This is a genomic window from Bradyrhizobium agreste, assembly GCF_016031625.1.
Lineage (GTDB): Bacteria > Pseudomonadota > Alphaproteobacteria > Rhizobiales > Xanthobacteraceae > Bradyrhizobium > Bradyrhizobium agreste.
Genome location: NZ_JACCHP010000001.1, coordinates 331364 through 354924, shown reverse-complemented (window position 1 = coordinate 354924; position 23561 = coordinate 331364). Strand labels below are relative to the sequence as shown.

Here is a 23561-nt window from a genome sequence, read left to right as displayed (position 1 = left end):
CCACGAGACAAATCGCAACTTCTGGACATATCGTCACTGTCAAACGACCGTTGCGTTGCCAGCGTTGCCGGTCTCAGTGAACAATCGCAGCGAGCGGCAGTGGGGGGCGCATGACGAGAATTCGGCTGACGTGCTCAAGCGTGCTGGCTGCGGAGGCCACCGACACAATAGGTGCCTCATCGATGCATCTTGTCGCCATTTCGCCGACGAGTTCGCCACAAGTCGCATAGCGTAACTCCAAGGACGCGCAAAAAGAGGTCAATAACAGATCCCTCGTAATCCGGGCAATACGGAATCGTCGACATGTCGCAAACAATCGGTGCTCATAGCGAGTGCACCGCGCATGAAGGGGCAGAGCACTGGTCAGAGTCGAAAAACAAACTTTCATCAGATGGCGAGTTTGTTCGGTACTGGAGCAGAGCTGCCGATCGGCTGCGCGCGGTGGCCGCTGTCGGGAGCCGAACCGAGGAGGCGATCAGAAGGACTGGGATTGGTTTGCAGCTATCCTCGGAGAACTTTAACGGTCACGACCTGTCAGATTTCCCGTTACGGCGCTGTACCCTCAATCGTGCGCAGCTCTACGGAGCAAAGTTGGATCGGGCAGACCTTTCTGGGGCGAACCTTATCTGTCCAGGGCTAGAGAGGGCAAGTTTCCGCGGGGCCAAGCTCGATTTTGCGTATATGCACGCGATTGCAGCGCAGGTCTGCAATTTCGATGATGCCAGTCTGCGCAGTGTAATTGATGCAACCGGCAGCCTGTTTCACGGTTGCAGCATGAAAAGGACACGCTTTGACAACGCGATGCTCAGCGGACTTCTCGTTTACCAGTGCGACGCGAGTGATGCTGTATTTGATGGCGCGGAATTACAGGGGGCGACCATCAATGAATGCTTCCTTCCTTCCGCTTCCTTCCGCTTCGCCAAGCTGAGCCAAGTCACGATCACGAAGGCGCATCTGGCGGCTTGCTCGTTCTTCCAGTCAAAGGGGGACTGTTTATCGATCGTGCGTCCCACCTCGGTCGACGGTCTTGCCCTAGAAGGCGCTCATCTTCCGTATCTGAGACTCTCAATGGTGAGCGGTCGCATTACAGCGAGAGCCCTGAGCGCTCCATTCGCCGATGTTCACCTGTCAAATCTTTCAAGTGCGGAGCTTGAGCAGGCAGACTTGACGAAGGCGCGGCTTCTGTCCGTAAGCTTGTCCAACGCGAACCTAATCGGTGCTGTGTTGGACGGTGCCTCTATTCATTCCTGTCAGCTCGATGGAGCGGATCTGTCTCGGGCATCAGGCGAAAGCATTTCGATTACAGAGAGCACAATGCGAGCCTCCAAATTGACGGGCTTTCGTGGCCGCTGTGCCTTTGTGCGCGACTGCGATCTTGAACATGCAGACTTATCCCAGGCTTACCTCTACAGGTCGATGATGACCGGTGATCCCCCGCAATCAATGGCATTGAACCACGCAAATCTCGAAGGATCCAATCTCGTTCAGGCATATCTCGCCGCGGGAATGGCCGACACCAACCTTGAGGCAACGCGCGTCGCATACGTTCGCATGAACCAATCGTCGTTGCGCGACGCGAATCTGAGTGGGATATCGCCATTCCAGGCGAGCTTCGTAAAGGTCGACTTCTCGGGCGCCAAGATAACCACATTCGAGCCACCGTTCTTTGCAGACCGATGTCCAGGACTGCAGGCCGCTTTGAAGGGTGATCAGCCGCGCGAGCCATCAAGCTATCTGGCTGAATTCTCATCGTTGATCAGACGTGGCCGAGAAGGGTCAACCTGACTGCTTTGGAAACGCAGAAGGGATTGCCCGTGAGCATAGAGCAGCTTGGTGCGGTGGTCCGAACTGTGAGCGGGCGTTAAAGCTCTTTGGGGCTCGTTGGCGTGCGCCGCCAATACGACACCTAGGGCAGACCTTCTGCGATCCGACCGATCAGACCACTTTTTCGGCGTCCAACATACTGGAGTTAAGAAAATGCATCTGGGATGTCTTTCCGCAGGCAAAGCGTTCATCCGTGAGGTGGCGAGAACAGGTCAGACTATTGGGACGGTACACACTCTGGGCGCGCTGCATCTTGGACATGCAGAACTGATCAGAAGAGCGGCATCGGAGAATGACGTCGCGATTGTCACAGTCTACCCGAACAAGACCCAGCTTAGAACGGGCGGGAGCTACGATTTCGATTTGGACGCTGATATTGGATTTGCCCTACGTGCGGGAGCAACCGCCGTGATTTCCTCGAACGACACCGAAATGTTCCCGCCTGGCTATCGAACGTTCGTGTCGCAAGGCGACTATCATTTGCGTTTAGATGGCCCTGAGGCGTACTTGAAGGAAGCCGTTACGGGGGCAATCCGCTGGATTTGTTATGCGCGACCAAGTCGCAGCTACTTCGGTCTCAAGGATATCGGTCAGGCGATCCTGGTAAAGCGCGCCGTCGCAGACTTGCTTCTTGATTGTGAGATACGATTTGTGCCGACCGTGAGATACAGGAACGGAGTGCCCATTTCGTCGCGCTTGCGACGATTTAGCCGATCCGAACTCGATGAGCTTTCGTGTCTCTTCACGGCACTCAACCGTACGAGGAAAGAGATCGCCCAAGGAGCATCGAGCATCAAGGATCTCGTCGCGTCGGCTACATCTCAAATAAGATTCCGACAGTTTAAACTCGATTTTGTTCGCATTGTTGGCGCTGATAGCTTCGAAGACTTGGAGCAGGTCCAGCTCCCTTTAATAATTGTTGCAGCAGCAACGGCTCATGGCCTCAGGGTCTTCGATAGTATCTACGTTCCGGATCAGGATACACTCCTGAATGGTCCTCCGGATGTCTGGATCGATCTGCCTGAAAAGTCCTAGCCAGACGATTATGCATGTCGTGATCTTGACAAAAGTAGCCATTCCGGCCGCGCCTGAACGCAGGGGCTACCTTATGACTGGGCATTCGGCTTTACGCTGCCTCCAGGGCACAGCCACCGTTCCACCAGCGGTGCAGCTCTCACGATCCACTGAGTAGATCGACTTGAAAAGTCAATCCAATCCGGACAGCCCGATATGGTAGGGTCGGCTAGCCGCACTTTGAGATACTCTGCTTGAGCGGCCCGTCGCAGCCAAACGCTACGGCAGCTCGAAACGGTGAATCGCGACCTTGGATCCGTAAGCTCTCGAGAGCAGAATCTGCGGAGACGATATGAAAAGGCGATTGGAAGATTGTAGAGCTGACGACGCGTGTGTTATCCCGCTAAGCAGTCTCGATGTAAGCGAGACCAAGCGCTTTCAAAACGACAGCATATGGAGTTGCTTCGAGCGGTTGCGAAGGGAAGATCCCGTTCACTACTGTCGAGAAAGCCCTTATGGCCCATATTGGTCCCTGACGAAATACCGGGATATCGTAGCGGTAGATACAAACCACAAGGCATTCTCGTCAGAGCAAGGTGTCACCATTGTCGACGTGCCTGTCGAGCACTGGACCCAGAGTTTCATCAAGATGGGACCTCCCCAGCACGCCGAGCAGCGCAATACCGTGAGTCCGATAGTCGGACCGGAGAACCTGACGAAACTCGAAAGCTTGATCCGCTCTCGGGTCAGGGCGATTCTAGACGGCTTGCCGCGCAATGATGCCTTCAATTGGGTGGAGATGGTCTCCATCGAGTTGACGACGCAGATGCTCGCCACGTTGTTCGACTTTCCATTTGAGGATCGGCGACTCCTGACCTATTGGTCGGACGTAGCTGTTGGAACGCCGAAAGCAGGACATGAAATCGACAGCTGGGATAAGCGAAACGCAATCTTGTCCGAGTGCCTGGACTATTTTACCCGACTTTGGAACGAGCGCATCAATACCGAGCCGCGCCTCGACCTGATTTCCTTGATGGCGCACTCGCCCGCCACCCGCCATATGAAGCCGAGTGAGTTTCTCGGGAATCTGATTCTGCTGATCGTTGGGGGGAATGACACCACGCGCAACTCGATTACCGGCGGTCTCCTGTTCATGAGTCAGTATCCCTCCGAACTGCGAAAACTAACCCAAAATCCCAAGCTGGTCTCGAGCGCCGTGTCCGAGATTATTCGATACCAAACGCCGATCGCACATATGCGCCGCACCGCCGCGACGGATAGCATCGTAGGTGGGAAACAGATCAGGAAGGGCGACAAGGTCGTCATGTGGTACATCTCCGGCAACCGGGACGAAGAGATCATTGAGAACGCCAACAGTTTCGTCATCGACCGCAAGAATGTGCGGCAGCATCTCTCGTTCGGTTTCGGCATCCATCGCTGTCTTGGTCGACATCTTGCGGAACTGCAGTTGCGAGTCCTCTGGGAAGAGATTTTGGGTGCGGGACTGGAGGTCAAGGTTGTCGGCGAACCCGAGCGAATTGCGTCCAACTTCGTGCACGGCTATTCCGCTCTCCCCGTGCGGATTGCAGCCTAAGCCCTGATCGCGCCGGTCTGGCAGCCGGCACGCGGCTGGCTTGGGCTGGTCCTACCATCTTCGCTTCTGAAGCAGCGAAGATCGTTCCATCGACGCGAAACGCTTGCTGCATGACGGGATCTAGTCATCAGTCGGGCAGATGCTTGAAGTGTCCGTGAGGAGCGATAGTGTGGCGCGCGGACTCTCCGGGCTGCCTTGGATGGCCGGAACCGCAGGGGCCGATGAAATTGATGTTGAAGATTGTAGCGGTCGCAGCGATTTTCCTTGGAGAAGCGCTTTCGATATTCGCCGAGTTGATTGTATCACGGCAATTTGGAAAGGCCGGCGGTGATCTGGCAATGCTGTCGCCGATGTTTCTCCTGATATCGTTCGGTGGCATCCTCCTCGTGTTCGGATACGCGCTCGGCTACATGCATCTGAAGGATTTCTGGATCATTGTCGCGATATCGGTGGGAGCTATTCTGGTAGTGGAACCGACCTCACCCTTCTGCTCTTTAGAGACGTGCCGACAGCCGGTTCGCTGATAGGGCTGATGTTCGGCGCGATTGGTACGCTCGCTGCCATTTTTCTATGAGGTTGATCGACGGCCTGGTGGAGCCCGGCTTGGCGAGATGTAGAAGAGCACTTGGGCAACGTCGATTTTGCTCGATTCGGATGGGGAAAAATGTTGTTGCTGATCGGCGTTCAGCGTCTCGTCACAACGGGTGTATGGTGGCTGGGTTAGTAACCTCTTCGGTCGAAGTCTGCTTACCGATAGCGGACGAGTCCAGCGGTCGTAGGTCTGCCAATCGATATACGTTGGCCATTTCTTCCTGACCACAATTCAGCGTTAGGAGGCGAGCGGTCTCCTGGCTGCTCTCCAGCGTTTGGGATGACTTGGCCCAGTTCGCTTGCATAAAGGCAGGACATTGGGGCGGGACCATCTCGCGGGCAGGTAGTCGGGCCCGGCCACGTCTCAGCTGATCACATCGGCGCTGATGCGGCTAGTTCAGTAACACGAGGAGCTGCGATGGAAGCGGAACTCAAGGTGACATCTTCTTTCTTGTGCATCCGGATGAATGCTCTTGGTCAGCTAGTCGTCAGCTAGGCGGCCTATCCAGACAGGCTGCGCACTCTCGACAATTCGGAGATGAAGTATGAAAGGTATTGGCCGAGCTGATCCATCGCAGGTGGAGGCGCCGGGAGCGGACAGCACCGGGGAATTGAGCCGTTCGAGCCTGGAGCCTGGTCTCCTCCCTGGGGAACGCGGTCAGTCCTTTGATGCCGTCGTGGAGCGGATGCGCTCTGGGCCTCAAGACAGAACCGCGGCTTCAGATGTTGCGGCGCCAACGCGCAACGAGATCAAGGCAGCAAAGCGAAATATGGACAGCCTGCTTGAGAAGTTTGAAACTTGCCGTCGAGCGGCCACGCAACCCTGCAACTTGCAACAGGCGCAAGAGCTGATCGATCGAGTGGTCGAAGCAGGCTCAACAGTTCTGGAGTACTACGCGAATCTGCCTGCCAGTGTGGCGCGTCGTATCCTGCCCGACGATCAGGCTCGCCGGCTCCGCGATGACACGCTGGATGCGGGCAACCAATGTAACAAAGTGGCCACCCAGATTATTTACCCACTTGAGAACAGGAGAAAGCAAGCAGAAGCCCTGCTCGACAATGTCAAAGACACCGTTCCGCCCGACCAGCTCAGCCGCGTCATTGCGGGCGTCGCGAACCAGTATGGTGCCTGCATGGAGTGGTGGGGAAAGAAGGCGTTGCGCTTCGAGCGGATGCAGTCAGTCTGTGCGGCTACTGCCAACTTGCCGAGCAGCACGCCCGAGATGCGCGAGGCGGAAGAGGCCCAACTCAGGCTCAATACGGGCTGGGCGCTCAATACCAAGTGTATGTATCTGCAATCGCGGATCGCCCTCGCGCAGCTCTTGATTGAGTCGCAAGCGAGCACGTTAGCACCAGACGTGCGAGCCGTCCTGATGGACGAGGGCGGGAGGGTGCGTGTGCTCGGGACCTTTATTGGAGATGTTTTTCCGGCATTTCTTTCGACGGGCGACGCCGTTCGCGGGGGAGCGGTGCTCGACGCCGAGCACCGCGCCGTTCTGGAAGGAGTCATGGAACGGCTTTCGGAATTTGCGTCCCAACTGAGGGGCATGCTTGACCCCCTGAGGGAGGCTGGAACGGAACCTGACCTTCCGTTGCAGTTGCTGGGCGAGATCGTGGACGCTGCGTGGGTGACGGCGAACGATGTCATGCGGCTGCTGGCATTGCAGCCAAAGACGGAAGTGACGATTGAACCGCCGGCTTGGGCTGCGCTGCCAGAAAACACTGCCCTGGTGGGTGAAGGCACTCAAGTGCGCAGAAAGGGCAAAGCAAGGCGCGCGGCAGCCGCAGGCGAGGGGAGTTCGACGGCCAGCCCACCCGCGCCGCAACTCGTCAGGCCCGATGCCGCCAGGGCCGCGAGTGGCAAGGTCATTGTGCTCTCGGATCTCGGTACAAAGAAACTCGCCACGGCGGAGGAGGCAGCAGCGTCATCCTCTGCGACCGATCACCTCCAGATGTGGCAGGCTCCGCCCTCTAGGAAAGCACTGCCGGGATTACTTGAGAGATTGGACGAGCTGCTGCAGTTCGATCTGCCGGCTCAGCAAAGCGCCGCCTCGCAAGCGCGGCAGATGAAGCCCGAGGACGCCGAATACGTCTTGGATCGCGTGATCAAGCGCTTGCAGACGCAGTCCTCCGAGATTAAGGCCTGTGTAGCCGCGCTGGAGGAGCCTCGACGACGAGGCCTGCTCACGGCTGCGCAGGTGCCCGAAGTGCACGAAAAGATAGTGCGGCTCCAAAGGATGCGGTCCGAGGTTCAGGGGCAAGCAAACTCATTCAACGCGCGAAAGGCAGCAATCACGAGCGATTGCATGAAGAGCTATGCGTTTCCATCGCAAAACTACCTTGTACAGTTACGGGAAGCGGGGGAACTGGCGTCAGTGGATCCACCTCGCGCCTTGAAGGGAGAGCCAGGGACGCTGTTCGAAATCAAGCTGCAGCCCATGGCGCTGAGCAGTGGTGCGACGCCAAGGCCGATGTGGGTGCACATCCATACCAAGCGGCCGGTACATGCCTGGCAATTGGCAACGCTGGGCGATCGCGAATTCGCAGCTTGCCACGTGAAGTCCGACGAACAGCGCGGCTACAATCAGCACTGGCAGAGCGCTCGAGCCGCCGAGGGCCACGAGAATGTCGTGATCCACCGCGGCAAGCTCAGCCCTGCGTTCTGTAGGTCCTTGTTGAGTACCGCGGACGGTCGTTACCCGTGGCCCCTCCTTCCCGATGCGGAGCAGATGGCTCGACTGGGAATCTAGTGAGCTGGTCGTCTTGCGGCAGTGTGAGGTTCAATCGGGCGAGATAGTCCGCAAAGCCGCTACCCTCCCGGTCCCGCAGTGTCACCACGTGCTCGGGGCGGTCGAAGCCTTGCGGCTTGGCCTAGAGCTCAGCCGAACAAAGCCGCCGTAGTCCTTCTCGGCCATCAATAACTCGCTTGTCCATCTCGTCCGGAGGGTGCCGCTGGGGCCTTGGGAGCGCACTTCGTTCTCGAACCCGTGCAATTCACTGCGTCCCAGCGCGCAAGCGAAGTCCGGGGTACAATGCGCAGTATGCGAGTGCTCCGGGAAATGCGCGGACGACGTTGAGCCGGAGAGAGGGGCGGACCACAAACGGCTTCGCTTGTTCTTCGCGGCTCAATCAAGCCCGCGGAGATGTTCAAACTTATTCATTCCGTAGATAGAACCAATCACGAAAATCAATTTTACCATCGCGGGGTCGTCATATAGATCTTAGAGGACGGCTGGGCCTACAAGAAGGACTCTCGAATGAAAAAATTGCTGTTTGTAGCTGCGAGTGTCGTCGCGCTTGCGACGGCGGCGGTACCGACTTTTGTCGCAGAAGTTGCCGCGCAACCGGTCGAAGCCAAGGTACAGGTAGCCGATACATCATATCCTGAATGCGAGGAGGACCCGTTGGATGGTATCTGCGATCTCTTCTTTTGCTTGACCGACCCCGCGTGCGTGAAGCCCTGACAACGGAAAGCAGACCAAGAACAGAATGAAGATAGAGGCCTCCTACACCGACCGCTCGTGGAGACAGCGGTCGCGTCCTCTTCACGCCCTGCAGACGTGCAAGGCGCGCCATTTTCGGTGTTCTCTTAGGTGACAATTCCGCGAGCAGGGCCACACGTCGAGGTGAGACTAGTCAGGCGAGCACTGCTGACGCAGCTCTTGCCCAATATAATTGGCTAACTCGGTTGCGAAGAGCACCGGGAAGGCAATCAGCGCCAAAGCCGCTGTTGCTAGGCTCATAACTCAGTCTACAAAAGACAGGTGGCCGGGCAATGGGTATTCGGTTTTACAGCTAACGATGAGAATTGCTGAAGTTGGTATCTGTGAGTTCTGTTGAAGCTGGCGCTGTTACCATCGATCTGGCACGCCTTCTTGTGCGGCGCGTACCATGCTGCTCTTGCAGCCGATGGCTCCAAACCCGTCTTTTGTAATGGGCCCTTCACACCGTTTCGATTTCAGGTCTTTAGAACTATCGTCCGATGGACCGCGCGCCACGATCTGATGACTGAGGAAAGAGTACGCGCGCAGGGTGAACGACGCGAAGTCCGGATGATGAAGTTATCCGCTGACGCACGCCTGTAGGCGAGAGGGCCGGGATGTCGCTTAAAAAGGGTGCTTACTTGCTCTCTTTACTTAGGAGCTAAAGCTGCCGAGCCGGTTTGGGGGGAATCCGGTGAGCAAGGCTCGCGAGTTTATCGATTTGGCTTAAAATGCGTTCACGCGGTCGAGCAGATCGAACGCCTGGCGCATCCCAGGATGTGGCTGAACTCACCTGGCGCACTGTCGAGCGAAGGGGCATGCTATTTCGTAACCTGACTTGCACGCTGTGATCGGTGATATCTCCGCTACATCGCAGACCGACTCAAAGCAGTGAACAAAGCTGACAGCGAATGGCGAAAAGCTACCCAGCTATAGCGGACCATTCTTCAGGAGGAAACGAACAGTTTGCTAGCCAACGCAAATTCAACAAGAAGGCGCGGTTGGACACAGGGCTTCGTGCAAGCGAATGCTTCATCAAGACAACTGTTCCCGGTCTCTCAGGCCGATCTACATTGGTGCCAACGGTGTGAGGCGGCCGCGATATAGCTGGAAGGGACCCGCGATTACATCGTCCAGCGCTATCAAGAGCTTCACTTGTTCGCAACGCTCTGAAGTTTCGGCGGTGCGGTTTCAGGCATCATAAGCATGGCACAGAGCCCGGCCGCGCTAGCGGCAATCATGTACCAGGCCGGAGCCAGCGCGTTCCCGGTTACGTGGATCAGCCAGGCGACGACGGGTTGAGCCGTGCCCCCGAAGATCGCTATCGCAAAAGCGTAAATCGTCGCGAACGCGCCGCCGCGAATGTTCTTGGGCAAACCTTCGGTCATACTCACATAGAAGGCACTATACGGAATCGTTCCGATCAGGGTGAGGGCGCCGAGGCCTCCAAGAAGTGCGAGGGCACTGCGGCTCTCTGCAATCCACAAGAAGACCGGATAGGTCATCAGCAACGCAGTGATCTGCGGCCATATCATGGTGTGACGGCGTCCGGCCCGGTCCGCGAGCCACCCCCCCAGCAGTGCGGCAGCAATTCCTACCGTATTGCTGACGAGCGGGGTCGCAAAAGCGAGAGGCGCGGAAACTTGCAGGGTGCTCAGCGCATAGGTGGTCATATATCCCGTGACGTAGGTGATAATCGTGCAACTGGCCAAGATGACGAATCCCAGGCTCATGATGCGGCGAGCGGCAGGCGACCTCCTTACAGGCTGGTCGACGGGAGGTGGGACTTCGGGGCGGTGCAAGGTTTCGGGCAAGGCGCTCCGCAACCAAAGTCCGAAGGGCAGCGTACCGGCACCGAGCAAAAACGCGATCCGCCATCCGTACGTATTGAGAGCCTCGCTTGTCATGGTGAGGGAGAGTATTTCTCCAACCAACGCTCCGGCCGTCGCAGCTATCTGTTGGCTCGCAGGCTGAAACGAGACAGAAAGACCGCGGGCTTGCGCCGGGGCCGCTTCCATCAAGTAGGCAGTAGTCGGACCGACTTCACCCCCGAGAGCGAAGCCCTGGAGCAAACGTGCAAAAATGGCCAATGACGGAGCTGCAATTCCTATTGTCTCATACGAAGGCGTAACAGCCAACACAAGTATCGCCGCGCTCATCATGGCAAAGCTGGCCGTCATCGCGGGCCGGCGCCCGATTCGATCCGAGTACGAGCCGAGCACGACGGCCCCGATCGGTCTGGTCACAAAACCCGCGCCAAACGTCGCGAGCGACAGCATAAGGCTGGCGAAAGGGTCCCGCGCCGGGAAGAACGCCTGACCGATCTGGATCGCGAAAAAGCTATACGTTCCGAAATCGTAGAATTCTAGGATATTGCCGATCGTTGCGCCCAACACGGCGCGGCTTGTCAAGCGTTCGTCTGCCGGAACGAGGACCGGCTCCAGTTTTTCTTGGGTGAATTGCCTGACCATGCTCGCCCTGTCTCGAGTACGATCCCGGGCGCGAACATTGCGACCAGGTAGCTCGCGCACATCGCGTTACACTTTCCGCACACGTCTCTACCTTGATGGATCTGGCAAGCCACCAGTGCGCGAGTCCACCTGCAGCTGTACGTATCACGACGAAGCTCATGATAACGTGTGCAATAAGAATGCCTGCCTCTTGGGGCCCCATTCAACCCTTGAACTGATCGCGCTCCTTGCCAGCAAAGAGAAATAAGAGAACCCGCTGCAGTTGTCGGGCGGCCGCAGGCACTGCGCTGCTGTGCAGTGGCGAGTTTGTGACAAAATTGGCGGGCGCCGAACAGGTGGCGCCCGCTCTGATCTGGCGATCGCCGCGGTGAAAAAAGCGATCGGCGACGACTCCAGCCGGGACATGGTCCGCTCGTCGGCTGGGTCATGGGGCGGCGACGTGTTTAAAGGGCGCGGGCGCCGCCCCGAACTCAGGCTTGGCTCGGCGCGCCGGGATCGAAACAAAGCTAACTCGCCCGTCAAGAGCGAACGCGGGTTCCAGCGTCTAACCCACTCCGTCGTGGCAGGCTCGGTAGGGCGGTCTAATTTTCGGAGCAATCGGGGCAGGTGTCGCCGGGCAAAGCCAAAACGTCACGCAGCTCGGCGAGAGCCTCCTCGGGCGAGAATCTCTGCGGGGTATCGAATCGGGTTAGATCGAAGGCGCGCTCGCGCGCATATGGATCGGCGGATCCTGCATCCAGCCGTGCTTTTCGGAATCACGAATAGCGCCGGTCTCCTTCAGCAAGCAGATTGCCCACCCACGGAGCGTGCGGATTACGGGCCGACTTGCTTTCGTGCAGCACGATCGCGTCTCATTGATAGCTTGATCTGCGTTTTGAAGCCGTCGCGAGGCACGCGAACACTGGCACCACTCTTGCTTGCTTCCGCGTCGCTGACGGGCAGATCTCAGTCGGAGATTTAGAATGTCTGAGTTGTCGAAGCGAAACGTTCTTGCGCTGCCCTTTGTGGCCATGATTGCGCCATTCCCGGCATCCGCGAAAGCGCCGATCTGGAGTTCGAGTGATCGATACGGCACCTATTCGCTTGATGGCTATTCCTGGAATAACGACGTATATGGCGAAGGTGCTGGCCCTCAGACGATCTCTGTACATGCGGTCGATCGATGGAGTGTGTGGTCGAACCATCCTGATAGCGGCGGCATCAAGAGCTATCCCCACGAGACGTTCAATGTTGGTAAACCGCTGAGCGCGATCAAGACCCTGACTTCAAGCTTCGATCAGAGCGTCCCGGCTCGCGGCCGTTGGAACTTCGCGTACGACATTTGGGACCGCTCGAATGCCTATGAGATAATGCTCTGGACCAATTACACCGGGAATCCCGATGGAAGCGGCGATGTCAAGCCCATTTCTTACAAGTACACCCCCACGGGGGGAGCCGCGATTCCAGTCTACACAGGCGTCGACGTGGGAGGGACGACTTGGAATGTGTTTGAAGGCTGGAACAACCACAAGGTCATCTCGTTCCTGCGCACGTCCAAGGCCAATACAGCGACCGTGGACATCATGAGTATCCTGCAATGGATAAAGTCGAAAGAGTATTTCGGCGATATAGTCGTCGGCAGCGTCCAATATGGTGTTGAGATAACCTCAGCTCCAGGCGGCCTGAACTTCGACGTCAACCATTGGGCTGTGACCTCGAAGTGAATGCTTTGTGGCCATAGAACCCGAGAGCGGTAATCTCCGTGCTCCACGTAGTTCGCCGCTTCGACAGCGTGACGCAATGCGTTTCCGAAGCGGCTCAGTGCTGCGGCCCTTAGCACAAACCCACTGCCGCGGTTCGATCGAGCAGTTCGTGCGTCGGGTTGCCTACATTGAGGTCTACGTTGAAATTGCTCAGTGGAGGAAAGGGGGAGCCTACGGCGACCTGGGCCTGGCCTGATATCCGGAGGCGCCTTCAAGAACGCGCTGGTCGCGTCTTCCTCGGCGCTGCGCAACGGTCGTATCGGGAATCTGTGTCGCACTGCTTAAGTACTTCAAGTAGTGGGTCGCGAACTGGACCTCCTGGTAAGGGTGCAGCTTGACGGCGTGCCTCTCTCCCGCGTTCCGCGATTTTGCTTGTCAGTTCCTCCGTCTCGCGATCCATCTGAACTGGCGGCACCTTCGGCAAATTTGTCGATTGCTCGGCCATAGCTTTCTGTGTCTCTGCGTGCCAGGTCAGGGCGCCCGCATATTGATGCAGCCGAGGGTGTTGGCAGCTTTGTTTCCCCGCTGAGAATCAACGCCTTCTGGGTGTCGGAAATTTTGAGGCCTTCATCGTCTGTCACTCCTCCCAGCTGAGAGGATTCGGCGGCGAAAACTCTAGCCAAAAATGTCCAGTTTGACGGCCTCAGATCCCTTGAATCGCACGTAGCGTCAAGTTGTATCTCAGATGGGTGGGGATGGCCCCCGACCACGCCAAGGCTAACCAACGGGCGACAAGGATTGCGAATGTTTCACCCTTAGACTCACGGCGCAGGACTTCTGTGATCAGCGAAAAAGCAGGGCGGTTTGAACGGCCTCGACGGCTCTTCATTAGCGATGGTGGCGGTGTTGTTCACCCGATGCAAGCCCGTTCCCCCTTCGGATGCACCTGGGAGCACCAACACGCCATTGCGCAAGTGGCGGCTTACGAATCGCCGATGCTGATCTCGTTACGAACGCGGCTGCGCCTTCAAACGCGGTCATGAGCGATCGCCTTTAAGGCGGGTAGCTTCGATCTCACAAGCGGTGAAATCCAGCGTGCCAAGCGATGCTCTTGTCGACGAGCGGAGCTGGAGCTCTCCACCGATCCAACAAACGATTAACATTTTGATGAACGAAATGGGAGCCACGATGACCGGCGATTCTTTCGTGATTCTAGGCTGCGGACCGCGAGTGCGGACGCAACATCGTGAACAGCGAAACCTGCATGTTGGCGCCGACGTCGGCACCAGTGGCAGCGACGCGGCTTCTTGGGCGAGTTGCACAATCGCAGAAATGCCGCTCGATCATCGCCTCTACCCGTTCCGACCGCCTATTCCGCTTTGGACATACCCACCCCGTACTCGGCAGCAGAGCTTCGTGGCCCTGGCGGACGGCCTGCCATGGCGGTCTATCCTAGCAGCCATTTCGCCGCGGACCGGACCGCGCATGCCGTCCGGCATGAGCTATGCCAAGAGGTGAGGCTCCCTTGGCCTCCTCAGTCAGGACGCTTGAACGGGCGAGTAATCATGGCTTTTGAGACACAGCATCCAGTATTCCAGGCCTTGCGCGAGCGTCTATTACTGGGCCATTGGCTACCCGGCACAGCCTTGAAGCCTAGCGACATTGCCGATGAGCTTCGCGTCGGAATTTCGCCCGTACGAGAGGCTTTGATACGGTTGACTGAGCGCGATGTGGTGCAAAATGTCGACCACAAGGGGTTCAACGCCAGGCCGATCGACCCACATCAAGCCATCCTGTTCTGCAATATGCTGTCGCAAATGTATGTCGATAGCATCAGCGATTTCACCAAGGCGAAGCTGATTGATGAAGTGGCGGCAAGCTTCTGCGATGAAATTAAGCCCATCTACGCATGCAATGAGGATCCTGCCAAACTCTTCTTGAAAGTAGGCGAGTGCTATCGGCGCGCATTGCTGGTCAAACAGCATCGCCACATTGCGGATCACGTCGCGGACGTCGTTTATGTCTACCTTTCACGCGCAATGGGAATACGTAAGTACTACAGCGATTTGCTTGTCGAAAGCCAAAGTATTAGTGCGTTGATGGTCGAAGGGCAGCACAAAGGCGCAGCCCGTGCCATCCAGGACTTTTTCAGACGCCGAGTCACGGAAGTTATGCGGGCACAGGCGAGGCTCTCGCGGATTCCGACCACGACAAATCTAGCACGTAGTCATGTGGACTTATCACGCTCCGGCGGTGCGTGATTGCTATGATCGTCGTGTCCGACGCGAGTTGCCGAAGTTCGGCGAAGATTCCGCGCTCGGTCCGCTCGTCCAACCCAGAACTGGCCTCGTCGAGGAGCAACAGCCGGGGCTTTGCGATGAGTGCACGGGCGATCGCAAGGCGCTGCCTCTCGCCGCCGCTTAGCAATTGGCCCCGCTCGCCGACGCGGTAGTCCAAACCGTCCCGCAAGGACGTCACCTTATCAGCCAGATGGACGCATTCTAGGGCGTGGAACACGTCCGCATCCGGAAACGGGCGGCCCAGCAGAACGTTTTCGCGGATACTCAGATTCATCATCATAGGCTCTTGGGGCACGTAGCCTACGTGCGCCAAGTAATCTTCTGGATCGATCGTGGCCAGGTCTAGAGAGCCAACGCGTACCAGGCCGCTGTAGCCTTGATGCATTTTTAGTAGGAGTTGCAGGAGCGTCGATTTGCCAGCGCCCGACCGTCCGATGATGAAGTTGATGACCCCGGGCTTGAACTCGCCCGTTATCCCAGAGAGAAGCGGCGGGGCGGCTCGCTCATAACCAAACGAAAGCGCGCTGATGGAAATGGTGAGTGAGCCCGATATCGGCATAGTACGTTTGAGCATGGCGGGTCGTGCCGCTGGGGCATGGGCATCAAGCAGCGCCTGCAGCGGCTGGGCCATGCCACGCGCAACGATGATGTCCCGAATTGACATGCCGATAAGCTCGAAAGGCCGGTTCAGTTGAACCAGGATCATGCTCACCATGACGAGCCCACCTATCTCGCCTGATCGGTCATAGAGCCACAGCGAAAGCCCCAAGATAGAGGCATACTGAACGAACAAGAGGGTCGCTTGCAAAGCGCCATAGCGCAACCGGGCGCCATAGAACGAGAGCCAAGCTCGGCGCGTGGCGGCCGCCTGGCGGGCATACAACTGAGCTATCCAGGGTTGAGCGCGGAACACCCTTATCGAAATGATGTTTTCGATTGCATTTCCTAAAACGTTCGAGCCCTCGTTACTTGAGGCCTGCGCCTCAGCCTGATACACCTTTGTAACTCTATTGCTCTTCCACGTTATCAACACGAAGACAGCGCCGTAGGCTAGAACGAACAGCGCAACGAACCAATTTGCTGCTCCACCGACAGCAAGGAACGAGAACGCAACATCGGCGCCCCCGCCCATCAGCACCATCAAATACAGCTGGATGTAGATCTTATTGGACTGGTGCCAACTCTCTACCATTGCCGAAATCTTGCTCGGATTGTTTTGAGCAAACAGCGATCCATGGGCGCTCACCAGAGCGGCCATGATCTTCTTGCCGGAGAGATTACGAACGTCCTGTTCCAGCCTATTGGACAGGACCGCCTTGACCTCCTGCAAGCACCGAGCAAGCCCGGCCGTAACGGCAAACAGCAACAACGAACTGAGTATAAGAAGCGGCGGCGCACTGGCCAGCCGGACGACGGCCCATGAGAACAACAGCGGCCCGGCGACCGCGCAGGCAGACGCTGCGATGCTCGTGAGCAAGAAGCCCGCGACAAGAAGGCGGGAAGATTGCAGGCTCGTCTTGATGATGTCCCCTTGGAGCGGGGGCAAGAGCGGCTTACCCCAGTTCATAAAGGTCCATCCAATCGGCAACAGCGCAGAGACGAACGAGCGCAAACGCTGAGTCGTAAGACAAATTATCGATAGCTGAACGGAGGCGATCGCGGGAGATGAAGCCTTGCCGATACAATGCACTACGCTCGATGCGCGACACCAACGCACCATATTCGTACCGCATTAGCATGTCGCGACCGGCACCTTTGCCAACGCGATAGTAGATCACGTCGGGCAAGTGTTCCCGGAAGGCCTCGCGCTCAAGTGCACGATCAATTCCATTTGAGTGATGATGTCGGCGAGCCGCGACGAGACCTGCCTTGATGAGCGGCCAGAACACAAACGCCTTTCGCTCTTCTACCGCAATGTCTCGTAGTGCGATGCGATTGAGCTCCGCATTACGCATGCCGCAGAACTGAAACAGTCGCGTCGTCGGGAGGTGGCGCAGGGACTCGGCGCCTGGTACGAGCTCTGCACCGAAATTCGCCCGCACTGACGTGACAGGCGACTGCGGCCGATGATCACCGAGCATCTGTCGGCGTAAGTCCCAGCCGCTCCTACCGGTGATCACCTCGCGAAGAACACGCCAAACAGACGCTCGGGCCTGAATCGCAAGGCCGGCGAGCTCGCGCAGTGCCTCTTGTGGTGATCGGGATTCGACGAGCAGCTCTCTGGCCATCGTCAAGCGGCGCATTCTGAGAAATAGTTGATCGCCACCATCTCCTGTGAGCACCATGCGCGATCCTGCGGCCTGCGCAGCCTCGTGAAGTTGAGCCGTTGTGGGGATCGTGGCCGCTAGCTTACAAGGTCGCGGCGTTGGAGCCAGCAATTCTGAAGATAGGTGGGTCATCGACGAGCGAGCATTCGTTTCGACATAGGTTGGCGCGCCGCCCACCTGCTCGGCTAGCGCGGCAAAAAAGAAGCGTTCGTCACCATTGACGTCCGTCTCTGAGTAGCTGTTCAGGAGGGAAAGGGGCCTGCCTCGGTGGAGGTCGGCCGCAGCCAGCGCCACTACCGACGAATCTAGGCCCCCGGAACATTCAATACTGAAAGCACCGCCATAGCGGCGCGTTTTGTGAGCGACGCTCGCTGAGATCAATTGGCGAAAACTGACGACGTCATCCTTGAAAGAGACCGTCGAGGTGTTGAGCCTGGCTACGGCGGCCGCCAGAAAATCGACTTGCCGAAAAGTCCCCCTTGAGACGATGAGCGCCGCGCCACTCAGTAGCTCAAAAATCCCACACAACCCTGTTTCCGGGGTCAACCAGGACGCGTTGCATATCAGGCCAGTCAAATAGCCAAAGTTGAAGGCGTGGCGTTGCGCCAAGGCGGCATCTGGCAACTTCAGTCCTGCCCAGCACTCAATCTCATCATTTCTGACCTGGTAGAAGATGGAGATCTCCGAGAAAGGGGGGCGTACGATCGCCATGCCACTTGGCGTGCGAACAATGAAAGTCGCATCGCCAGCGTACCGATCCTGCAACAAGGCGACAATCTCCGGCAGAGACGTGCCTTTGAAGTGTCTTGGTTCCAATTCAGTCGGCATGCCGGTATCGGCGTCAACAATATCGTTGAGCACCGTAATTTCCACGCGGCCGTTTACAATGATGGTGGCAAGCTCCTTCGCTGAATCCAAGAGCCCGTCTACATTGAGTCTCATTTCTCGAATCTCAAGATGACGCTGTAGTCCTCCACAGCACGCTTCGCGTCGTTCAAAATGAGATCGCCAGATTGCAGCCAGGCGTGGGCTCTGAAAGGTGGCTGCTTCACACCCACGAGGAGCTCGAGCGATGGGATGTAGGGATAGAAAAACAGATAGCCCCCTATGGAATCCTCAAGACAGCGCGGGCGGCGGAACCGAAGATTGCGCAGATGTTGGAATACGCTGGCGTAGTAGTGGATTCTTTCGACTCCCATGGACGCCGGTGCCGTACCCCGACGCGAGGCACGTAAAAAGTCGAGTTGACGAGCGATGGTCTGGCTGCGAATGAAACGAGCAGCATGAGCCGCACGCGCATAGTGCCACACCAGATGGAGGGGTGGGAGAAAGGCTGGCGGTGAACTCAGGCAATCGCGCAACTTTGCCGTCGTCTCGGTTAGCCGTTCACGCTCCTCCGGACAAGCTGCAGATGTGCTCGCCATGCTGTAACGATTGGATTGCAGGTCGAGGCTGATCCAACGCCCGTTAGACCACGCATGAAATATGTCGCTCACAGCAGCGATCCCTTGCCCACCGCCTCTAACTGATGGGATGGGCCGAAGCCCATCCCATCAAGACGGTCCGCGTCAATCGGACTCATCCACGTAATAATAATCGCCGGTCGTGTGTTCTGCGCGCCACGAGCCCCCAAAGCCTTTTGTGAGCTCGGTGGCGTCCCCGAGGTCCTGCACCGTTTCATTGATAGCGGTTTCATTGATAGCGGTCGTATTCATCCACTTTCTCCATACTGACCGGCATATCGCCAGCGCGCGGACGCTAGCATCGGGATATAAAATAGGGCTTTTATTTTTTGAGTATGATGTCGATCGATTCGAAAAATAGTTTGACGTTACGGAGAATGCGGGAGTTGGGCGACGAGGCAATTAGGTGGCGCTTTTGCCGCCAGCGGCTGAGGGGACGATGATTCGATCTCCTATGATCGCCTGGCCTATGTGCCGAGTAGCCCCTTTTGCCTGGCGATCATGAACCCGTTCATTGGAAGGGGAAAGCCATGATCTACGTCGGCCGGGATGTTTGCCTTAATTGCTTGCGATATGCGAGGTCGACGGGACCGGGAAGGTTGTTCTGTGCCTTCGATTGTGGGCACCTTGAGCCTTGGACCAGTCAAGTTGAGCGGGTGGGCCTGGAAGCAGGACCGACTTCAGAATGGCTGACGCGAATTAATCGGACAGGGGCTTCCGGCCGTTAGTTTGCCCGCCAGGCAAGGCAGTGCTTTCAGCTATGCCGGTGAAGACCGACTGGAACGACGCCCGTGGGATCGCGCAGTTGTGGTTGTTTCAAACCCGTCCATGTCAACGTGAGCGCGTTCGCGACCGTGCGCCACCACACAATGCGCGCCAAGGAATGTCTGTCGAACAAGATGGCGCTCGCTATGATCTTCAAGCTCGGGAGGTCGCCGAGAAAAGCTGGCCTAGTGTCAATGGCCACAAAAAGTTGCCGAAACTCCCCCCATGTAAATTCGCCGACGGAATAGAAGTCGCCAGACCGCAGGCTCAATCCGCTGCCGCCTAGCCTCTTGAGGCACCAACATTCGGCGATAGCTCTTTGACCCACGATAAGTCGCACCTTGGATCGAACGACAAGTAATCGCAAGTCAGTTCTTCGCCCGGTTGTATCTCACGGGCTGTGAAAATTCGGCAATGATCGTCTTGATATGTGTTTGGCTGACTGCTGTGATTCATGAAACGGGCGTTGTCAGCATTGTACTCTAGAACACCATCATCAACGTCGAGGTCTCTGGGATAGGCATGCTTGTCCAGTAAAGCTTGAAATGTTCGAGGTAAAGTTGCGTACTGTTCAGGTGTCACGGCAATGTCAACGATTGGGTTATGAATCCAAATCAATGCACCTTTAGGCAAAAGAGTAGCAGAGAAAAGTCCAATACCGCCAAACCGGTCTGGCTTCAAAATAGTTTCAACAATCAACACTGACATATCTCCCAAACTCACTAACACTAGCAAGCTAACTAACCTGGGCCATCGGATCTCCTGCAAAAGCTGGTAGGTCTTTAACCGGTCTCCGTCACAATCTCGAGTTCTCCTCGATCTCTGCGTTCGTTTCGGCAGCGGCTGCTACGGATCAGGATTTCGGCTGTCGCTTCACGAGAAGATGCTGCAGGACTGGCGCCAGCGTTTCGCCGTCGGGACATTGGCATCATCCGCGCGACGCACGGCGAGGCTGGACTCCATGGTCCAGCATCAGGTGCGTAGCGGTCGACGGACAGGGGTTTTGCAAAGCGGCTGATGCTGCCCGAAGGACACGCCTATGCGTTTTGTCCGACGCCCCAGCCGTTCGCAGGCCGATTGTCTCATATCATCGGCAAACCCAGGCCAGGCTGGGCGGCGCATGAATGGCTATGCTCTCCCAGTGTCGAGACCCACAGCGGAGCTGACGCAGGGTAGACGTTAATTTCCCTGAATCGAAGGCTCACCTCAAGGGAACATGGCCAGGAGTTAATCGAACCATCAACCAGCGCCTGCCTTACTTGTTCGGCCCGTTTCTTTCTAAGACGTCCCGGCCGAACACTGTGACATTCAACGACGGGATCGAGGTCATCGCCAAGCCGACCGACCATCAGCTCATAATCGCCGCGCCTGACCGGCAACGCCGTCACCAAATTTGGCGATAGCTCGCTTCGGTCCCGGAGCCCCTGATGTCAAAGAGTTCAAACCCGGAGCAGCGACAGACACTGCCACGATTTATGCACTAATCTTAGAGGTTCAGCGACTATCTTGCGTCAAGAAAACAAGAAGGGCATTGCTGGCCGACTTCCGCGGAGGCGCTGAATGCAGATCTCACGAGCTATAACCGGGACACGAGCGGTGGCGGCAACGTCGGGCAGCACGGGCTCAGCTGCGGAAGCCGTCGATCGGCGCTAGAGCAATGAAGATCGCGCTCGGTATTCCGACCATTGCTGATCCCGAAGATACGGCAGTGACAGACGACGACGCCGCTGCAGCGCGCGACGTTGAAGGGCTTTCTGCGGAAGGCCGCGACCAGGATGTGCATACGGGGCTAATGGACGACCAAACCCATCTGCAGCCAGCTAAGCTCAGCCGACGCGTGTTCAACGGGGCGCCGGAAGCGACCTCCTTACTCCGAGGATGCTTCCCCTGTCTCGGGACTTGAGGAGGTCCCGAGTAAGGGCAATGCTGTAAAACGCAACGGCAATAACACTGTAGGTGTTCTTCTTTGGCGCCGCCGGCGCTTCGCAAAGAGGGCGATGGCTGTGCGGCTCAACGAGGAGCCGCACAGCGATGATGCGCGGAATTTAATCGGGTCAGGTAGCGCTCACCCGCACCGCCCGGAACCGCGCCAAGCTCGCAAGAGTCGCTGGAGCAAGCTATGGTCCATTAACAAATCCAATACCGAAGCTATGTGGACGGGCTCCCAGCTTGAGATTGCCCCTCGGCATCTACATTCTCGGGTGATGAATGAGCCAAACGTCGTTGGGCCCTCCCGGCCCCAGGAGCGCGGTGTAGAGCTCGCCGCGAATGTCGTATTGCTTTACCGGCTGCGCCGCGTCCGGCAGGAGGCCCCAGCGGCCGAGCTTCGAGAGCATCGTGTGCGAGGCGGGTTGGGTGCCGTGCGAAAAATTCTCGGGAACGGCGAATGATGCAGCATAAACCTCGCGGGCCGCGGGGGACGTCCTCTCAGCCCTGGAGGACGCCGGAGCGGCTTGCTCCATCGAACGTCCAAGCAGCGCTGGTAAGACTCGATTTGCTGGCTGCGCGCTGGGCTGCGGAACGTTTTCCGGTCGAGATCCGAGAGGAATGGCAGGGCCTGGCGCATTGAGTGGGGTGCTTGGCCTCATCGCCGCCGCGGGTACGAATAGCGCTGTGTAGCGGTCATTGTGAACGATAAAGCTGTTGGGCCGGCTGTCCTGGCTCGGGATGCCGCTACCGTCAAGCGCAGCCGACGCGTGCTGGTGGCCCTGCCGAAAGTTGAAGGGACGAACGACCGTTCCTAAATTCAGGGTCGGCTGATGGCGCGCGGTTGGCTCGAGAGACGATGATGGGCCGGCGTCTTGCACCATCGCCCACAGCTGATCCTGATCGTAACCTTCCTCAGGAAGGACCAATGGCGAACTGTCCGCTGGCCCGAAAGGCGACGGTGCGCCGTTGCTTTCCATCAGCACACGAACCATTGAATTGCCCGGCTCGCTCAGCTGGCGCTCAATGACATCCAGTTCCGGCTGGCTTAGCGTCCTCTGCCTCTTCGCGGGCCTCAACTGCTCGCTGTAATCCTCACCCATGAGGGGCGCGTGACTTGAAAGGGGGGCGCTCCCGGTCAGTTCGTTCGGAGCCAGCTGGTAGCCGTCGCTCCAGTTGAACTGACGAACGGCTTCTCCGGGATCCGGTGCTTGGTGGTCATGCGCGGTTGGCCTGAGAGACGATGCTAGGACGGCTTCACCGATCATCCCTCGCAACGAATCTTGATCGTGACCTTGCGCACTCAGCTCGCTCGGCCAACTCGAGGCTTCCCGCGCGCTGTGCTGCGCAGCGACGTGCCCGATGCCTCTGGTGACTGCGTTTTCGGGATGAGGACCGCTGGCCCCCAATTCCAGCGCCTCGGCGAGTCTACAGTCTTCGTCAGGCAGATGAGGATAGTAGCGATCTGGAGACACAGGAAACCCTGCGACGGCAGTGGTATCAAGCTGCGGGATTTCAGCCAAGTACGGCTCAAACTCCGCTTGCTGCTGTTGCGGTTGTGTCACCGCGGCGTTGTAAGCAGCGAAATCCCGGTCGAATGGGTTGATGCTGTTAAATGGGTCCATATCCCTCTCCGTTTGAGTCGGTTCGCCATCCTGAGCAGATTCGCTCTCTGGTTCTCCCTCTATTAGGATCAGCTGTCGGCAAGCTGACGCGCTTAGAGACTTGAGTGAGCCAAATTGGCCAGCCCGACTCCCACACTCGCCCGAGGGACGCGCCAAGGATGCCGGATTGCATTTTTCGGAAACAATCGGAGTCGGACTTTGAGCGGTGCGCTCAGGCGATCAAGGCCGGCTAATGGCGCGCCGACCAACAGGTGGACGGCTAGGTTGGTATCGCGGTCGCGAAGACGCTGGGCCTGTACCGAGAAGCGGAATCGGGCCAAGGTCGTGGCGCTGCTCAAGACATGGCGGGAAACGGGCGCTTTGGTCGAGTTCGAGTGGTCCGACGAGCGCCGCAAGCCGAAGAAGTTCATTGAGGCCGCTGACCACGATTAGGAGCTCTGGCTGCTCAAGTTGAGCGGAGCAGAACCGGAGCAACTGGCGCACCTGATCTGCTCCGCTCCAGTTAAATCCCTTTAGGGGTTAACTGGAAGCGGAGCAACAGATCGGCGGTCGGAATG

16 protein-coding genes and 1 pseudogene are annotated in these 23561 nt (G+C 57.6%); 10 read left to right on the top strand and 7 right to left on the bottom strand.

What is annotated here, in order from left to right; translation table 11 throughout:
• The first annotated feature begins 303 nt into the window (after window positions 1-303).
• From HZZ13_RS01405 to HZZ13_RS01380, 6 genes are all read left to right on the top strand, one after another.
• The gene (locus HZZ13_RS01405; RefSeq protein ID WP_197957886.1) at window positions 304-1785 is read left to right on the top strand and encodes a pentapeptide repeat-containing protein; all 1482 of its coding nucleotides are present in this window, start codon (window positions 304-306) and stop codon (window positions 1783-1785) included.
• Between the two features lie 192 nt (window positions 1786-1977).
• Complete coding sequence (locus HZZ13_RS01400; protein ID WP_197957885.1) at window positions 1978-2859, top strand: pantoate--beta-alanine ligase; 882 nt, start codon at window positions 1978-1980, stop codon at window positions 2857-2859.
• Between the two features lie 331 nt (window positions 2860-3190).
• Window positions 3191-4432 (top strand): cytochrome P450, encoded by a 1242-nt coding sequence (locus HZZ13_RS01395; RefSeq protein ID WP_197957884.1) that lies wholly within the window; start codon window positions 3191-3193, stop codon window positions 4430-4432.
• Window positions 4433-4653: 221 nt separating this feature from the next.
• Window positions 4654-4956, top strand: a complete 303-nt coding sequence (locus HZZ13_RS01390; protein WP_246504241.1) for a hypothetical protein — start codon at window positions 4654-4656, stop codon at window positions 4954-4956.
• A gap of 612 nt (window positions 4957-5568) precedes the next feature.
• Window positions 5569-7773: a T3SS effector XopP-like protein gene (locus HZZ13_RS01385; protein ID WP_197957883.1), complete on the top strand. Its 2205-nt coding sequence runs from the start codon at window positions 5569-5571 to the stop codon at window positions 7771-7773.
• Between the two features lie 507 nt (window positions 7774-8280).
• Complete coding sequence (locus HZZ13_RS01380; protein WP_197957882.1) at window positions 8281-8487, top strand: hypothetical protein; 207 nt, start codon at window positions 8281-8283, stop codon at window positions 8485-8487.
• A gap of 1169 nt (window positions 8488-9656) precedes the next feature.
• On the opposite strand, the gene HZZ13_RS01375 is transcribed toward HZZ13_RS01380, so the two are convergent.
• A complete protein-coding gene (locus HZZ13_RS01375) occupies window positions 9657-10976 on the bottom strand; it encodes an MFS transporter (protein ID WP_197957881.1) in 1320 nt (439 codons plus the stop codon).
• Window positions 10977-11938: 962 nt separating this feature from the next.
• Between HZZ13_RS01375 and HZZ13_RS01370 the strand changes: the two genes are divergently transcribed.
• Together HZZ13_RS01370 and HZZ13_RS01365 are read left to right on the top strand one after the other, a co-directional pair.
• The gene (locus HZZ13_RS01370) at window positions 11939-12679 is read left to right on the top strand and encodes a glycoside hydrolase family 12 protein (RefSeq protein WP_197957880.1); all 741 of its coding nucleotides are present in this window, start codon (window positions 11939-11941) and stop codon (window positions 12677-12679) included.
• 1544 nt (window positions 12680-14223) lie between these two features.
• A complete protein-coding gene (locus HZZ13_RS01365; RefSeq protein WP_197957879.1) occupies window positions 14224-14919 on the top strand; it encodes a GntR family transcriptional regulator in 696 nt (231 codons plus the stop codon).
• On the opposite strand, the gene HZZ13_RS01360 is transcribed toward HZZ13_RS01365, so the two are convergent.
• The 4 genes from HZZ13_RS01360 to HZZ13_RS01345 all read right to left on the bottom strand — a co-directional run bounded on the left by HZZ13_RS01360 (window position 14828) and on the right by HZZ13_RS01345 (window position 18940).
• Entirely contained in the window at window positions 14828-16525 is a 1698-nt protein-coding gene (locus HZZ13_RS01360) for an ATP-binding cassette domain-containing protein (protein ID WP_197957878.1), read from the bottom strand. The genes HZZ13_RS01365 and HZZ13_RS01360 overlap by 92 nt on opposite strands.
• Complete coding sequence (locus HZZ13_RS01355; protein ID WP_210349174.1) at window positions 16512-18143, bottom strand: asparagine synthase-related protein; 1632 nt, start codon at window positions 18141-18143, stop codon at window positions 16512-16514. Before HZZ13_RS01355 ends, HZZ13_RS01360 begins: the two co-directional genes overlap by 14 nt.
• A gap of 20 nt (window positions 18144-18163) precedes the next feature.
• On the bottom strand, window positions 18164-18721 hold the full coding sequence (locus HZZ13_RS01350; RefSeq protein ID WP_197957876.1) for a lasso peptide biosynthesis B2 protein: 558 nt from the start codon (window positions 18719-18721) through the stop codon (window positions 18164-18166).
• Between the two features lie 72 nt (window positions 18722-18793).
• On the bottom strand, window positions 18794-18940 hold the full coding sequence (locus HZZ13_RS01345; RefSeq protein WP_197957875.1) for a hypothetical protein: 147 nt from the start codon (window positions 18938-18940) through the stop codon (window positions 18794-18796).
• Window positions 18941-19527: 587 nt separating this feature from the next.
• Between HZZ13_RS01345 and HZZ13_RS36595 the strand changes: the two are divergent.
• Window positions 19528-19739: pseudogene (locus HZZ13_RS36595) on the top strand (IS256 family transposase); the annotation flags it as partial.
• On the opposite strand, the gene HZZ13_RS01340 reads toward HZZ13_RS36595, so the two are convergent.
• Window positions 19736-20161 carry an SET domain-containing protein gene (locus HZZ13_RS01340; RefSeq protein ID WP_210349173.1) on the bottom strand — a complete coding sequence of 142 codons (426 nt, stop codon included), beginning with the start codon at window positions 20159-20161 and terminating at the stop codon, window positions 19736-19738. The pseudogene HZZ13_RS36595 and the gene HZZ13_RS01340 sit on opposite strands and share 4 nt — an antisense overlap.
• Window positions 20162-21110: 949 nt before the next feature.
• Between HZZ13_RS01340 and HZZ13_RS01335 the strand changes: the two genes are divergently transcribed.
• Window positions 21111-21356, top strand: a complete 246-nt coding sequence (locus HZZ13_RS01335; RefSeq protein ID WP_197957873.1) for a hypothetical protein — start codon at window positions 21111-21113, stop codon at window positions 21354-21356.
• A 286-nt stretch (window positions 21357-21642) separates the two neighbouring features.
• Here the strand turns inward: HZZ13_RS01335 and HZZ13_RS01330 are convergent, their stop codons facing one another.
• The gene (locus HZZ13_RS01330; protein ID WP_197957872.1) at window positions 21643-23004 is read right to left on the bottom strand and encodes a hypothetical protein; all 1362 of its coding nucleotides are present in this window, start codon (window positions 23002-23004) and stop codon (window positions 21643-21645) included.
• Window positions 23005-23561 lie beyond the last annotated feature (557 nt).